The sequence below is a fragment of the Halorubrum aquaticum genome, assembly GCF_900113615.1.
GTDB classification, from domain to species: Archaea; Halobacteriota; Halobacteria; order Halobacteriales; family Haloferacaceae; genus Halorubrum; species Halorubrum aquaticum.
Genome location: NZ_FOPZ01000003.1, coordinates 44,776 through 58,924, shown reverse-complemented (window position 1 = coordinate 58,924; position 14,149 = coordinate 44,776). Strand labels below are relative to the sequence as shown.

Genomic DNA, 14,149 nt, shown 5'->3' with positions numbered 1-14,149 from the left:
CTCACCCGGCTCATCTATAGCAACATCTACACTGGTACAGCGATGACGTTGGAGCGAAATGGCCGACCCGTTGTGGTATCCGTCCGCCGAAGACGTCGTTGCCATCCACGACGACATCGTCGCGGAGTATCCCGATACACCCGCCGGTGTTCGAAACCGCGGTGACATCGAATTCGCATTGGACTACATCGAAGAGGGCAGCTTCGGCTCCTCACCGGAAACCGTCCACGAAAAGGCGTATCACCTCCTTCGACTCCTCGTCGCCAATCACCCCTTCGTCGATGCGAACAAACGTACCGCGCTCAACGTGACGGTCGTCTTCTATTTCCTCAACGGGTATCGGTTCGAGTATGACAACGAAATTAGGGCAGTTCTGAAAGGGTTCGGCACTGACGAAGCGGCCGTCGATGAGGAGGACACCACCGAGTATCTCCGATCCCACACAGAAGAACTGGATCTGGTCGGTGAGATCGAAGAGTGGCGAGACGAATTCATCCAGTACGGGCTAGATCAGTTGACCGGCGGTTCTTCGGACCCGAACGATTAACGGCGTTCGAAGCGTCTGTTTAGGTATGGCCACCGAAGAAAGAGCAGAGACGACCTCCCCGCTTGACGACGTGATGGAGGACATCCGGCGGGAACTGGTTCGGCGGGTTGCGGCGGACGACCGAGATGCGAACCGGGACGTCTACGACGCTCTCGAAGACGAATAACGATTCTAGCGAGGTTTATTTGTAACACTCTCAGTGATCGATACGCAGACATGTTTCATCGACTTTGTTAGAGAAAACAACTAGGGTTCTGTACAGAATATACGCTCGCTATTCAGTAGTTGGATCCTGTTCGGATTTGAGATGAACTCTCCGACCAAGCGAGATGGATTGGTCAATCAGCGATTGATTTTCTCTACTGAGTTCAGTTTCAATGTAGGCGAATCTCACCGATACACCCGTGGACGACTAGCTATCGAACGAAAGCACGCACCTCGCAGTATTACAGTATTTATCCCGTCGCAGTCATGCGATTAGAACGATACGGGCGCGACGGGCCTTGAGAATCTGGAATCGCACGACAGCGTCGGGTTCGATCGTTTTGTTAGTGTGTATCATTCTTGAATAATCCTCCAGCGGCGATCCGCTTTCTCGCGCTCCGAAGCGCGATCGTAGTGCTTGTCGAGTACGTCCTCGCTCGCGTTGAGCTGGTCCGAGACGACACCCCGAGGGACGCCGTCGTTCGGCGACGACGACGCGACCGTGTCGGCCGTCGTCGAGGAGGAGCTGCCGGAGGACCTCAAGCCGGAGTCGATGAAGGCCGGCGACGGTCCCGCCGAGGAGACGAACGGGCACGACGAGACGATCGGCTTCGAGCTGCTGGATGAAGCCGAGGCACTGTCGATGGAGGACGCCAACTGATGGGAAACGACAAGACGGGAGCGTACGCGGCGGCCGAACTGGGATCGAAGCTCCGGGGCGAGGATCCGGGCGAAAACGTCCGTTCCTTCGCCGGGCTCATCGACGATCGGCGGACGCTCGCGCTTCTCAACTACTACGACGGGCTGATAGACGCCCCGATCGAGGAGACGGAGATCGGTCGGCTCATCATCCAGAACGCGGCGACCCGGACGATCGACGAGGCGGTTCGACACGGCTCGGTGTCGCAGATGAAGTCCGCGACCGGGCTCACCGGACAGGAACGCGACGGCGGCGACCTGTACGCGGCGGCGGCGAACGAACTCACGCACGAGGGAGCGATCGGGCTTGTGTTTGGGTCTCCCGGCTCCGGGAAGACAGCGACCACGCTCGACGTGGCGCAGTCATGGAAGGTCCGGACCGGCGGGAGTCTCATCGGAAACACCTCGTGGGACGGCTACGATCGAGTGGTCCGGTCGGACCGAGAGATGCTCGAGGCGATGGCGAACATCGAGGGGCCGGTGCTGGCGGTTCTCGACGAGATCGCGCAGGAACTCTCCGGGTTCGGGAGCGGGAACAAGGCCGCCGAACAGTTCAGCGACTCCCTGCTTTTCATTCGGAAGAAGGAGGAACGACACGGACCGCACCCGAAGCGCGGATCGGTCCTGCTCGTCGGGCACACGCGGACGAAGACAGCGAAGTCTATCCGGCGGGTCGCGTCGTTCGCGATCAACAAGCCGAGTCGGAGCGATCCCGGCGTCGCCCGGCTACTCGAGAGCGAGGGCGGGAAGGACGAATTCACCGAGGCGGGCGACTACAAGGGGCTCACGGACACCGCCGAGAACTACCCGGAACACGAGGCCTCGGAGTTCGATATCATCCTCGAGGACGACGAGGACGGCGACGACGCGATCGACGTGGACGAGGTCCGCAAACAGGAACACATCGCGACGGCGATCCGCGCGGCCGACGGCGGGGCGACCTACGACGAGGTGGCCGAGTTGGTTCCGTACTCGTCGGACTGGGTCGGGAAAGTGTATCGAAACTGGAGGGACGGAAAACGCCATACGGAGATAGTTCCGCGAGAGAATGCTCCGGCTGATGACTAATCCGATGACGGACACCCACCCGGCGCATACCTTATTTTATACGCCGGCGATCTGCGGGGGGCCCGGCCGCGATCGACTCGCGAGCAAGATCGGCCGGCGGTTCGGCGACACAAACCCAAACGGATCCGTCCATGAGCTACGATCCGGCGATCGTCGGTCGGTACGGGAAGCTCGTCGAGCTGTGGGCGACGGATCGATACCCCCTCACGCTGGAGTATCCCGTCGTGGACGGGCTCAAGTTCGACGCGAGCGACGAGAACGGCCGTCCGTGGGACGTGAAGGGCTCGATGGTCAACGGCGTCCGACCGACGTTCAAGTTCTGGGAGGACCAACACACGACGCTGGCGGACGCTGACGGCGGCTACGCACTCGTGTGGTACCGAGCAGAGGGTCGCGAGATAACCGTCGTCTCGTCGCGTACGGTCCGCGCTCGCGACCTCGAGATCACGAATTGGACGAATCCCGGAGATACGCACTACCGAAGTCACTCACGGGAGGCACAGATTCCCGCGTCAACTATCCAGCAATAATAACAGAACTTTTAGAATATGGTATAAAGGATAAGATACCAAAAAGAGACGAAAATACCGAGTAGTATCATATACCAGTTATCGTCATCGGAATCAAGGCCTCTGCGTGATTCTTTAAGTAGTGTTCCAATAAGAAGTATGAATATTAAAAATAATGACACGAGTGTGAATACAAGTGCTCTAGTCTGATTAACTCCTCCTGTTGGCTCCAACACAGAAAACAAGAGAACAATAAAAATCGGTCCAAGCGATGCTAATCCTATTCCGCCGACAAACAGACGATATAAATGCCCATCATCCTCCTGAATACTATTCATAGAGATCGCGACAACAAGCGCGAGAAATCCAGCTAGTACAGATGCTTGGGTACCGATCGATGTTGTCATACCCACGTTACACTCGATAGGCCCAATATATTTTGTTGAGGGTGCCATAGAACTCTTCACAAGGACTTGTGTCCGTTGAGGAGGGTGTGCAAGAGCCGTTCCGTTGAGCTTGCGCACTGATTATAGGTTCCTGTCAGTTTCAGATGGTGTTGTCACCACCGCATAAGACGTAGGGCACAAGTCGATCACTTGGTGTCCGCTGTGAGCCAACTTTTCAGTATGTAACTCGTGGCTCCGACGGCGGCGATCCCCGTGCCGATTCCAAATCCGGGAACTGAGTCGCTACTTTCCTCCTCATTGTTCGGTGTGATATTGTCTGATGAGTTGACTTCTTTTGTGTCTTCATTCTCTGATGAGACAGATTTCTCTTCAGAAGAATCCATCTCTGATGAAAGAAAACTACTGTTGCCATGATGGCCGAGAGTTCCAAGGTCGATGCGTGAACCCCCACTTGAATCACTTACGTTTGTATCCAGCGCATACAGGTTCCCGTCGTCACTGCCGACAAAAACGGTCCCATCCACTACTGTCGGGGATGACTCAATGGAACCTTCAGTCTTGAATCTCCATCGTTCAGTACCACTTTCAGCGTCCACCGCATACAGGTTTTTGTCCCGATTTCCTACAAATACGGTGTTATTCACCACTGTCGGGGACGACTGAACGGTATCGTTAGTTGTGAAGACCCACTGTTCGTTACCTGTTTCAGCATCCACCGCGTATAGGTTGCCATCAGAGCTACCGACAAAGACCGTCTCATCCACCGCTGTCGGCGATGAATCGACTGGACCACCAGTTGAAAACACCCACCGTTCGTTACCCGTTTCAGCATCCACCGCATAGAGATTGTTGTCACTACTACCGACGTAGACGGTACCGTCTACTACTGTCGCTGATGAAATAATTGCTCTTTCAGTTTCAAAGATCCACTTTCTAGAGCCCGTATCAAGGTCTAGTGCGTTTAGAATCCCATCTTGTCCACCAATAAATACCGTCTCATCAACGACCGTTGGTGATGCCGTTACAGACTCACTGGTAGTGAATGTCCAGTTCTCTTCACCCGATTCTTTATCAATTGCGTATATACCACTATCTTCATCAGTATTAAATCGATTTCCGAAAAGTACCATCCCACCGGTTACCATTGGTGAGGAATTGACCCCCTCCCGATCTAGAACTTCACCCGTTGAGAACTTCCATATTTCATTTCCTGAGGCCGCATCGAGGCAATATACATTATTATCACTACTTCCAAAGTAAACCCGCCCATCCACAACCGTCGGTGCTGCTCTCACGGAACCGTTAGTCTGGAACGACCAAATCTCGTTTCCAGTTGCGCTATCAATGGCGTAGACCGCTCCAGCCCAGTTTCCAATAAAGACGTTACTGCCGATTATCGTCGGTGGCGTCTGAATATTGTTTTCGGTCTCAAAAACCCACTCAACCCTGTCATTAGATTGTGCGGATACTGTACTACTCCCGATGGTAGTTACAAGTCCAGCCACACCAACCGTTTTTATCAGTGTTCGTCGAGTGGATTTCAGCGAACTTCGCCGCTGTTTGGTCATACAGTCGTGTCATACCATCATATAAAAAACATTTCGACAGGAATTTCATTGACAATTGTACTTTCCGATAGTGTAAGACATACGCGCCGCGCGCCAACCCGTGTCTCGTATACTACTGAGTTTTATGTGCGATCGATCACTGGAATGAACTGCTAAACTCATACTCTCCATCTTGTACAGGTTTCTTCGCGTTATGTCGATCAGCTGTACTGAACGATCAACAGTAGCGGTGGATCGGGTATGCGAACTGTTCTATGACTCCCATTTTGTTAGATTTAAGATCGCCTCGGAAGCGTGCGGACAGTCCGCGAAAACGGGGTGGGTACCTTAGAATCTGTGGCCTTAGCCACACCCCTAACAGTCGACCGACCCCCGGGGGTCGATCCGACCCTGCCGATCGACGTCTTCCGACGAGATCGTGCTTGTGTTGCGGTCGCGATCGACGCCGCTCGAGGAGTCGATCCCGGTCGAACCCGGCGAAAACTGTCGCGAAAAGGGGATCAGGGTAGTGTTGCCACTCACGAGGGGCCGCCTCAGCCGAGTTTCCGACCCACCCCCCAGGCCCCGCGCGCCGGCCTGATCTTCGGTCCCGCGTCGTCGCGGTAGTGCGTCTCCGCCTCCTTCAGCCGCTCCGGGTCACGACCCGCGTCGACCCAGTACCGCTTCAGCCGCGTGACCAGCTCCGACCAGGACTCGCCGCCGAGGTAGCCCATCTTCACCCGGAGACGCGCCTCGCGCTCCTCGACGTGGATCCCGTTCGCTTGGCAGAACGCGATCAGCTCGTCGGTTCGGTCGTCGAGCGACTTCCGCTCGGCGTTCTGGACCATGTTCGCCGCCGCGCCCATCGCGTTCCGTACGCCGGCGCGGGCGGACTCGAGGGCTTCGACCACCTGCTCGGCGACGTGATGGGACCGCAACGCCACCGACCCCTGCTCGCGGACCACCATGTCCTCGATCCGCCGGAGCCCTCGCCGGACGCTGTCGGGATGCCAGTCGTGTTCCGCCGCGATCTCCGCCGGCGACACGTCCCCGCCGTCCGTGACGAGCGTCCGAAGCGAGTCCCACTCGACCGGCGAGAGCCCGTCGGCGAGCTGCCGGACGACCACGTTCCGCTGGTCGCTCTCGACGCGCTCGAGATTCAACGGGAGGACCCGCGACCGGTCGACCGTCTCGGCGTCGAAGTAGGGATCCGGGACGAACGTCCGCCCGCCCCCCGGCCCGTCGTCGTCGATCCGCTGGGTGGGAAGTCCCGCTTCGTTGAGCGTCGCGAGGACCGCCTCCTCCAGCTCGTCGGCGAGGAGATCGTGGTCCGTCGGCCGGAGCGTTTCGTCCCACCGCTTCGTCTGATAGGACGCCTCGACCTTCGGATGCGCGAGCGGGTGGTCCTCGGGAAGCGACTCCGAGTTGCGGCCGTAGTAGTGTTTCAACTCCTTCGGCACTCGGTGGTCCGGGAAACACTCGCGGATCCGTTTCGGTCCGAGCGTCACCGTGTGGTAGTAGCCGGCCCGCTCGGTGTCGTCTTGGACGACCTTCCGGTAACCCGACCGGTCGCTCTCGAGGAGGTGGCCCATCCGCGCGAGCGGCCCCTCGCGGGCGTGGATCGGCCCCGACACGTCGCGATCGAGCCGAACGTACCGCGCCGCGTCCATCACGACGCTGTACTCCTCGTTGCGGTTCTCGAAGTACATCGGGTCGAGCGTCACCGCGCCCGCCGCGCGCTGGATGACCGTCTCGATCGTGTCGAACTCGACGTTCGACGCGTTCACCCGGACGTTCACCACGTCGCCGAGATCCCACATCGGCCGGGCGACCGACTTCCCGCTCTCCGACTCGAGCCCGTACCACCGCGGCTGGATCAGGGCCTTCACCTTCCGTTCGCCCACCTCGTCGTCGACGACCGCGTTCAGCCGGAACTCCCGAAGCATGTCGAAGTCGATGCGCGTCCCGTCCGGCGTCTCGCCGCCCTCGGGCGGGGCGAGCCCCGACTCCTGGTACGACAGGGTGACGTGCCATTTCTCGCCCTCGAGCCGGAAGCTCCCGCGCCGGCTCCCCGTCGCGTCGACGAGTCGGGCGGCACCGAACCACGCCCCGAGACCCGGATAGACGTAGTTCGCCATGTACTCGTGCGGAGCGGTCGCGACTGCCTTCATCGCGAACGCACCTCGCGGTCGAGATAGCAGCCGGCACACTCGACGCGGCCGCCGAGACGAACCCGAACCGACGGGCGATCGCGGCCGCACGTCTCGCAGATTCGGCTCACGCAAACACCACCACCAAGTTCACCGCGGCGACGATCGTGCCGACCGTCGCCACTGCGAACCCGGCCCACTCGGGGGCGTCGACGGCGTCGGCGGCGGTCGGCCATGCGGCGGCCGCGACCGCAACACAAGCACAGATACCGACGATCGTCGCGATCTCTCCCATCGCGAGCAACTCACGAACGATCGGGTTCGCCTCGGCGTGCGGGCCGACCGCTCGAGCTGCGAGGACGGTCGTCACCGCGTCGAGAATCCCGTGGGACGTGAAGATCGCGGCCGCTTCCCCTGTGCGATTTCCGTACCTGACCGAAACGGCGCTTTGTCTCTGGGACTCGTCTTCTCTACTACCGGAGCATCCGGGCTGCGTTGTCAGAGGCACACGCCCGCGCACGGGTTTCTCGCTCCGGTCGATCACGCCGACCGCCTCCGTTCGGCATCGTGCTTCCACCGGAGTCGAGCGGCATCGCGAACGGCGTCACGCGGACCGTGAGCCGGGTCGTACAGCCGGCTCGCACGAACGAACGGCGTCATCCCGAGAGCCCTCCGTTCCACGGCTCGCCAGCGTTGCGGGAGGGGCTCGTCTGCGGGTCCGGCGTCGACACGTCCTTGCCGGCCGCGCTTCCCTCACAGATCCGGATCCACGAGTCACACTCGGGGCACCGGTGAGCCCGATCGTCCTCGTCGCCGTGAACGCGACCGAAGTCCGGCGGGAGGTTCGCACCGCAACCCAAGCAATCGCCGGGTTCAACGGCCGCTACCCGGAGATCCATCATGTCGACACCACCCGGAGGTTTGTCAGGGTGATCGACCGACGTGAAGGGGTCGCGATCGGTGACGTATGGAACCCGATTTCAGGGGCCGGTTCGTCCCGAACCGGATCGGTCGAAATCAGAGAGTAGAACGTTGCTACGGTAGAATCGTCATTAGTCGGATAACGGTTCGTGACAAGGCGGGCGCGACGGGATTTGAACCCGCGGCATCTTGGTCCGGAACCAAGTGCTCTGTCCGCTGAGCTACGCGCCCTCACGAGGGCGTATCCCGGGCGGGCGTTTAACGCTTCTGACTCTCGGTGGGGTAGTGTTCAGATAAGCTGATTCCATGCGAAAGCAAACGATCTCAACCACTCGTCAGCAGTTTCTGCTTCGGCGTTGCTGAAACAGTTTGAGAAACAGGTAGTTCTGCGTTTTACCTCTCGAAAGACACGTTCGACGCTGTTCCGATTTCCATGTCGTTCGTATCTGAAATCGAGGCCATGTTTTTCACAGGCTCGGTGAAGTGGAACCGCGCCATCAACAAGAAAGATCGCGTCATCCACATCGTGTTTTTCGCGGAGTTCCGCGAAAAACTGATCTGCGATCACGTTCGCTCTTGTTGGCTCAAGCTTTGTATGTAGCAGATCGTTCGAATCAGGATCGACGGCAGCGTACAGCCAATAGTGCTCGTCATCAAGCTGAATCACCGTTTCATCGACCGCAACGTGATTCGGGCTTCGGCCAGATTTCGGCTGTAGATCGGCCTTGTGAACCCAGTTGTGAACGGTGGATCGAACCCGATCAACACCAAATACCTCAAGAAACTAAACAGTATTCGAAAGCGATAATCCTGCTAAATGGAGCTGAATACTGAGCTTCATCAACAGCCGCGGTGTTGCTTCTCGCTCCACAAACTCTAAGTTAATCTCGTCTAAACAGCCGCTGAGGCGGTCGTTTTCGGGCATAGACACTTTGAAAACGCACCGCCTCACCTTTCAATCCTTATCTGAACACCGCCCTCGGTGGGGGTGGTGACCGAGGGGATCGACTCAGTCGACGAACAGCCCGTCGACGATCGTTTCGATCAGGGCGGTTTCGACCTCCTCGTACTCGGAGACGTGGAGGATGCCGATCGGGGAGTCCTGCGCACGGGTGACGAAGATCAGGGAGCGAAAGAGTCCGCTGATCAGGTCGGGGTCGTCGTATCTGACCTCGTCCATCGCCGCCCAGCGTCGGGCGTAGGGGAGTTCGGTCTCGCGGGCGTCGGGACCGATCGACTGCCGCTCCGCTTCCGAGAGTTGGTCGTAGAGCAGCTGTAGCTCGCCCTCGACGATCAGCCGGGAGGCGAGCCGATTCGACCGCACCTCCCGGAAGGTCGTTCGGAGCATCGTCTTCACCTCCTCACGAGGCGTGTCCGCCTCGGAGACCGCCTCGTCGATGTGTGTCTCGAGCCGTTCGCGTTCGGCGTGGAGCACCGCGACGTACAGCGCCTCCTTCGAGTCGAAGAACTGGTAGAACGTGCTTGTGCCGATGCCGACCGACTCGGTGACGTCTCTGATCCGGGTTCGATCGAACCCGAACCGGGCGAACAACTCGCGACCGTCCTCGATGAGCTGTGAACGGATCCGGTCGCGTTCGGACTCGGAGAATCGACTCATGGACGTGTCCTCACACGAGCGCCCCGAGGGTCTTTCCGTTTCGTCATGGCGGCAGTAGGAACTCAAAAACAAAGGTGTTATTGATTCGTGGATTCACATACGACCGTGAAACAGACGCAGGATCACGCCGGCAGTCGGTCCGGATTCCGGGGATCTCGGACGGAGCGACCGGCCGAGCGGATCAGTTCGCATCGAGGAGGGCGGCGTCGATCGCTTCCGGCCGTCGGTCGGGGTGAGAAATGAACGCGCGGACGGTCCTCGTCGCGCTCGTCGCGGTGACGCTGTTGACGAGCGGAACGGCCGGTCTCGCCGTCGCGGCGGCGACGGGCGGCGGATCGGCCGGGGGTGCCGGTCCCGCTGCGGGTACGGCCGGAGGGTCCTCGGGGTCCGTCGACTCGGCAGTGACGCCCCAGCAGTCGGGCGGGCTGATCCGCGGCTCTCCGGATCTGGCGGTCAGCACGCGGAATTCGACCGTCATTCCGGGCCAGACCAACACGGTACCGCTCCAGATCACTAACGACGGCGACCTGGATCTCGGCACCTCGTCGTCGCGCGCGGTGGTCACCCGAGCACGAAACGTCCGAGTCGAGGCGGACGCGGAGGGAACGCCACTAACCGTCGAGACCGGAACGCTCGCGCTCGGCGCCGTTACGGAGGACAGACCGGGCGAGGCACCGATCGGCGTGAGCGTCCCCGAAGACGTCGATGAGGGTACCTACACGATCGACGTCGAGGTCGAGTACTCCTACACCTACCAGCAGTCGGGAGGAGTCACCTACGACCGCGAGCGAACGCTCTCGACCGAGATCGACGTCGAGGTCAACGAGGACGCCCGCTTCGAGATCACGAACGCGACGACCGACGCGACGGTCGGCGGCGAGGGAACGCTCGAGGCGGAGGTCCGGAACGTCGGCGCGGACGCCGCCCGCGACCTGACCGTCGTTCTGGAGTCGGCGAGTCCCGGCGTCGGGTTCGGCGGCGAGCCCAGCGACACGGCAAGGATCGACGAGCTCGCGCCAAACGAGACGCGGACCGTCCGGTACGACGTCGGCTTCACGCCGGGGGCGTCGGTACGCGAGTACGTCCTCGACGGGTCGGTCACCTTCGAGACGCCGGAAGGATACGAGCGCGCCGACGTGGACCCCTCCGTCGGCGTGACGCCGAGGCCCGAACAGCGGTTCAGCGTCGGCGACGTGGAGTCCGACCTCTACGTCGGCGAACGGGGGAGCGTGTACGGGACCGTGACGAACGAGGGGCCGAACGAGGCGCGCAACGTCGTCGTCCAGTACGCCGATCAGTCGGCGAACGTGATCCCGATAGAGCGGTCGGTCGCGGTCGGGACGCTCGAGGCGGGCGAGTCCGGGTCGTTCCGGCTCCCGCTCGAGATCGGCGGCGAGGCGGAGGCGGTCGATCGGACCTCCGACGTCGTCGTCCAGTACCGCAACGAGGAGTTCGAACGGCGCGCCTACGACGACGTGGAGCTGCTGTACGACGTCGAGCCACAGCGTGACCAGTTTCGCCTCGAGGTCGAGAACCGCGAGATCGAGGCCGGCGGGAGCGTCGAGATGGACGTCGAGGTGACGAACAACCTCGACGAGACGATGACCGACGTCGAGGCACGGCTGTTCGCCGACAGCCCGCTCGATAGCGCCAACGACGAGGCGTTCGCCGCGTCGCTCGAGCCCGGCGAGTCGACGACGATGACGTTCGACCTCGAGGCGTCGGCGTCGGGGACCGCGAAGACGTACCCGGTCTCCTTCGACTTCCGGTACGACGACGGCGACGGGAACAGCCAACTGTCCGATACGACCCGTGTCCCGGTGACCGTCGTCGAGGCGGAGGAGAGCTCCCCGCTCTCCGGGGTCGGAACCGTCCCGCTCGTGCTCGGCGTCCTCGCGCTGCTCGCCGTGCTCGGCGCGGGAATATACGTCACACAGAGGGAGTAGATGAGCCGAGCCGGCCGGTGGATCGAGAACGCCACCACGCGACTCAACGGGGTCATCGTCTCGCGGCCGCGAGCCGTCATCGTCGCGTTCCTGCTCGTGACCGCGACGTTCGCCGGCGGCATGAGTGCCATCGAGACGCAGACGGAGCCGACGGAGGGGTTCTCCGAGGACCTCCCCGAACAGGAGGCGCTCGACGCGATAAACAGCGAGTTCGACGATCCCTTCGAGCCGGAAGCGGAGCGGACACAGCTGATCCACCACGGCAACGACGTCCTCACCCGCGAGGAGACGCTCACGATGTTGCGGCTGTTGGAGCGGATCGAGTCCCGGGAGGACCTCCGGATGGGGTCGGCGAACGGCCCGGCGACGCTCGTCGCGCGATCGATCGATCCGACCGCGGAGACGCCGGCGGAGATGCGGCGCGCGGTCGAGGGCGCGACGGAGTCGGAGTTCCGGCAAACCGTTCGAGGCCTGAGCGAGAACGAGCGCTTTTCGATGGTCGTCTCCGACGACTTCAACCGCAACGAGGCGTCGGCGTCGACGACGATCACGGTCGTGACCCACGACGTGCCTCCGGGGTTCGACGACCTCCAATCGATCCAGACCGACGTCCGGTCGCTCGCGGAGGACGAACCGGCCGACATCCGCACCTTCGGGACCGGCGTCATCAACGCCGAGACGGCCAGCATCATCGCCGACTCGCTTCTCATCGTGATGCCGATCGTCCTCGTCCTGCTTTTGGGGTTCCTCGTCGTCGCCTATCGGGACCCGATCGACTTAGCGCTCGGGCTGTTCGCGCTGTTGATGACGCTGATCTGGACGTTCGGCTTCCTCGGCTTCTCGGGGATCCCGTTCGACCAACAGCAGATCGCCGTGCCGGTCCTGTTGTTGGCGGTCGGCGTCGACTTCGGGATCCACTTCATCAACCGGTACCGCGAGGAGACCGTCCAAGGGTACGACGCGGTTACCGCGATGCGCACCGCCGCCGACCAGCTGGCGATCGCGTTCGTCATCGTCACCGTGACCGCGGTGTTCGGCTTCGGCGCGAACGTGACCTCCGACCTCGACCCGATCCGGAACCTCGGGATCGTCTCGGCGGTCGGGATCGTCTTCACGTTCCTCATCTTCGGGCTGTTCCTGCCCGCGGCGAAGCTCGAACTCGACCGGCTCAGAGAGCGGTACGGCGTGCCCGAGTTCGGCACCACGCCGATCGCCTCCGAGGACTCCGCGCTCGGCCGGCTGTTGGCCGTCTCCGTCGACGTCGGCGAGCGTGCGCCGGCGGTTTTCGTCGTCCTCCTGTTGCTCGTCGGCGGCGGATTGGGGGCGTACGGCGCGGGCGTCGACACCACGTTCGAACAGGAGGACTTCCTCCCGCCCGAGGAGGAACCCGGATACGTCGAGTACATCCCCGAGCCGTTCGCGCCCGGCGAGTACACGGTCACCGAGACGCTGAGCCTGCTCGAGGACGACTTCGAGGCGAGCCAGGACGCGTCGCTCACGGTGTACGTCGAGGGACCCTTCGAGGAGGACCACGCCCTGGAGGCGCTCGCCGCGCCGACCGACGACCCGCCCGACACGCTGGCGGTCGGCGAGGGCGGACGCGCGGAGACGACGAGCATCGTGACGATCATCCAGTCGCACGCCCGAACCGACGAGGAGTTCGCCGCGCTCGTCGCTCGAAACGACCGCGACGGGGACGGGATCCCCGACCGCAACCTCGACCGGATCTACGAGGAGCTGTTCGACTCCCCGATGGCCGCGGAGGCCGGCCGATACCTCACCGACGACCGCCGCAGCGCACAGGTCGAGTACACCGTCGAGAGCGGCGCGACCCAGAGCGAGGTCTCCGCTGACGGCCGCGAACAGGCGGACCGATACCGGTACGCGGCGACCGCGACCGGACAGATCGTCGTCTTCGACGCGATCACGGCGATCATCTTCGACTCCGCGATACAGGGACTCGTGCTCGCGGTGGGACTGAGCGGCGTGTTCCTCGTGTTCACCTACGGCGTTCTGGAGGGGATGCCGATGCTCGGGATCGTGAACGTGTTCCCCATCACGATCGCCGTCACGTCGCTCGTCGGGACGATGCGCTTTCTCGGCTATCCGCTCAACGCCCTGACGGCGACGATCCTCTCCATCGCGATCGGGATCGGGATCGCCTACTCGGTCCACATCACCGCCCGGTTCATCGACGAGTACCGGGAGAACGGCGACGTGGCGGCCTCGCTGCGGACGACGCTCACGGGCACCGGCGGCGCGCTGACCGGGAGCATGCTCACCACGGCGCTTGGCACCGGCGCGCTCGGCCTCGCGATCACGCCCGTGCTCGGCGACTTCGGGGCGCTCATCGCGTTGAGCGTGTTCTACTCGTTCGTCATCTCCGTGATCGCGCTCCCGCCCGCGCTGTTCCTCTGGGATCGACTGCGATCCGGTACGCCGACGGGCGAACCGGCAGAGACGGCCGACCCGACCGTCGAACCGTGACCGGCCCTCCGTAAGAATCATTTTTGATAATTGGATCGGATGGGTT

The 14,149-nt window shown here is 61.7% G+C and carries 14 protein-coding genes, 1 tRNA gene and 1 pseudogene; 8 read left to right on the top strand and 8 right to left on the bottom strand.

Annotated features, from left to right (window positions below; genetic code table 11):
• Positions 1-58: 58 nt before the first annotated feature.
• The 5 genes from F3H10_RS03640 to F3H10_RS03625 all read left to right on the top strand — a co-directional run bounded on the left by F3H10_RS03640 (position 59) and on the right by F3H10_RS03625 (position 3,048).
• Positions 59-547 carry a type II toxin-antitoxin system death-on-curing family toxin gene (locus tag F3H10_RS03640; protein WP_149783483.1) on the top strand — a complete coding sequence of 163 codons (489 nt, stop codon included), beginning with the start codon at positions 59-61 and terminating at the stop codon, positions 545-547.
• Between the two features lie 25 nt (positions 548-572).
• Positions 573-713, top strand: coding sequence for a hypothetical protein (locus tag F3H10_RS15945; protein WP_188127859.1), 141 nt, complete (start codon positions 573-575; stop codon positions 711-713).
• A gap of 480 nt (positions 714-1,193) precedes the next feature.
• Positions 1,194-1,412 (top strand): hypothetical protein, encoded by a 219-nt coding sequence (locus tag F3H10_RS15940; RefSeq protein WP_188127858.1) that lies wholly within the window; start codon positions 1,194-1,196, stop codon positions 1,410-1,412.
• Entirely contained in the window at positions 1,412-2,518 is a 1,107-nt protein-coding gene (locus tag F3H10_RS03630) for an ATP-binding protein (RefSeq protein WP_223174191.1), read from the top strand. The genes F3H10_RS15940 and F3H10_RS03630 overlap by 1 nt, the downstream gene beginning before the upstream one ends.
• A 131-nt stretch (positions 2,519-2,649) precedes the next feature.
• Entirely contained in the window at positions 2,650-3,048 is a 399-nt protein-coding gene (locus tag F3H10_RS03625; protein WP_149783482.1) for a hypothetical protein, read from the top strand.
• Positions 3,049-3,059: 11 nt separating this feature from the next.
• Here F3H10_RS03625 and F3H10_RS03620 read toward each other — a convergent pair whose 3' ends face one another.
• The 5 genes from F3H10_RS03620 to F3H10_RS16600 form a co-directional block, all read right to left on the bottom strand.
• Positions 3,060-3,434 (bottom strand): hypothetical protein, encoded by a 375-nt coding sequence (locus tag F3H10_RS03620; protein WP_149783481.1) that lies wholly within the window; start codon positions 3,432-3,434, stop codon positions 3,060-3,062.
• Between the two features lie 185 nt (positions 3,435-3,619).
• Complete coding sequence (locus F3H10_RS03615; protein WP_149783480.1) at positions 3,620-5,002, bottom strand: outer membrane protein assembly factor BamB family protein; 1,383 nt, start codon at positions 5,000-5,002, stop codon at positions 3,620-3,622.
• Between the two features lie 533 nt (positions 5,003-5,535).
• Positions 5,536-7,152, bottom strand: a complete 1,617-nt coding sequence (locus F3H10_RS03610) for a DUF7845 domain-containing protein (protein WP_149783479.1) — start codon at positions 7,150-7,152, stop codon at positions 5,536-5,538.
• A 106-nt stretch (positions 7,153-7,258) separates the two neighbouring features.
• Positions 7,259-7,675, bottom strand: a complete 417-nt coding sequence (locus tag F3H10_RS03605) for a hypothetical protein (protein ID WP_223174190.1) — start codon at positions 7,673-7,675, stop codon at positions 7,259-7,261.
• A gap of 112 nt (positions 7,676-7,787) precedes the next feature.
• Positions 7,788-8,030: a DUF7563 family protein gene (locus F3H10_RS16600; protein WP_149783478.1), complete on the bottom strand. Its 243-nt coding sequence runs from the start codon at positions 8,028-8,030 to the stop codon at positions 7,788-7,790.
• Here F3H10_RS16600 and F3H10_RS15935 point away from each other — a divergent pair.
• The gene (locus tag F3H10_RS15935) at positions 7,923-8,159 is read left to right on the top strand and encodes a hypothetical protein (RefSeq protein WP_188127857.1); all 237 of its coding nucleotides are present in this window, start codon (positions 7,923-7,925) and stop codon (positions 8,157-8,159) included. The two genes, F3H10_RS16600 and F3H10_RS15935, sit on opposite strands and share 108 nt — an antisense overlap.
• 51 nt (positions 8,160-8,210) lie before the next feature.
• Here the strand turns inward: F3H10_RS15935 and F3H10_RS03595 are convergent.
• The 3 genes and pseudogenes from F3H10_RS03595 to F3H10_RS03585 form a co-directional block, all read right to left on the bottom strand.
• Positions 8,211-8,283: transfer RNA gene (locus F3H10_RS03595), tRNA-Arg, on the bottom strand.
• A 58-nt stretch (positions 8,284-8,341) separates the two neighbouring features.
• A pseudogene (locus tag F3H10_RS03590) lies at positions 8,342-8,977 on the bottom strand (IS6 family transposase).
• 84 nt (positions 8,978-9,061) lie between these two features.
• Entirely contained in the window at positions 9,062-9,670 is a 609-nt protein-coding gene (locus tag F3H10_RS03585) for a TetR/AcrR family transcriptional regulator (RefSeq protein WP_149783477.1), read from the bottom strand.
• Positions 9,671-9,909: 239 nt separating this feature from the next.
• Between F3H10_RS03585 and F3H10_RS03580 the strand changes: the two genes are divergently transcribed.
• Together F3H10_RS03580 and F3H10_RS03575 are read left to right on the top strand one after the other, a co-directional pair.
• On the top strand, positions 9,910-11,616 hold the full coding sequence (locus tag F3H10_RS03580; RefSeq protein WP_149783476.1) for a COG1361 S-layer family protein: 1,707 nt from the start codon (positions 9,910-9,912) through the stop codon (positions 11,614-11,616).
• Positions 11,617-14,103, top strand: a complete 2,487-nt coding sequence (locus F3H10_RS03575) for an efflux RND transporter permease subunit (RefSeq protein ID WP_149783475.1) — start codon at positions 11,617-11,619, stop codon at positions 14,101-14,103.
• The last annotated feature ends 46 nt before the right edge of the window (positions 14,104-14,149 follow it).

Excerpts from the sequence above, each read along its gene's own strand:
- F3H10_RS03640 (WP_149783483.1), top strand. The coding sequence starts at position 59 with ATGGCCGACCCGTTGTGGTATCCGTCCGCCGAAGACGTCGTTGCCATC.
- F3H10_RS15945 (WP_188127859.1), top strand. The coding sequence starts at position 573 with ATGGCCACCGAAGAAAGAGCAGAGACGACCTCCCCGCTTGACGACGTG.
- F3H10_RS03630 (WP_223174191.1), top strand. The coding sequence starts at position 1,412 with ATGGGAAACGACAAGACGGGAGCGTACGCGGCGGCCGAACTGGGATCG.
- F3H10_RS03625 (WP_149783482.1), top strand. The coding sequence starts at position 2,650 with ATGAGCTACGATCCGGCGATCGTCGGTCGGTACGGGAAGCTCGTCGAG.
- F3H10_RS03620 (WP_149783481.1), bottom strand. The coding sequence starts at position 3,434 with ATGACAACATCGATCGGTACCCAAGCATCTGTACTAGCTGGATTTCTC.
- F3H10_RS03615 (WP_149783480.1), bottom strand. The coding sequence starts at position 5,002 with ATGACCAAACAGCGGCGAAGTTCGCTGAAATCCACTCGACGAACACTG.
- F3H10_RS03610 (WP_149783479.1), bottom strand. The coding sequence starts at position 7,152 with ATGAAGGCAGTCGCGACCGCTCCGCACGAGTACATGGCGAACTACGTC.
- F3H10_RS16600 (WP_149783478.1), bottom strand. The coding sequence starts at position 8,030 with ATGGATCTCCGGGTAGCGGCCGTTGAACCCGGCGATTGCTTGGGTTGC.
- F3H10_RS03585 (WP_149783477.1), bottom strand. The coding sequence starts at position 9,670 with ATGAGTCGATTCTCCGAGTCCGAACGCGACCGGATCCGTTCACAGCTC.
- F3H10_RS03580 (WP_149783476.1), top strand. The coding sequence starts at position 9,910 with ATGAACGCGCGGACGGTCCTCGTCGCGCTCGTCGCGGTGACGCTGTTG.
- F3H10_RS03575 (WP_149783475.1), top strand. The coding sequence starts at position 11,617 with ATGAGCCGAGCCGGCCGGTGGATCGAGAACGCCACCACGCGACTCAAC.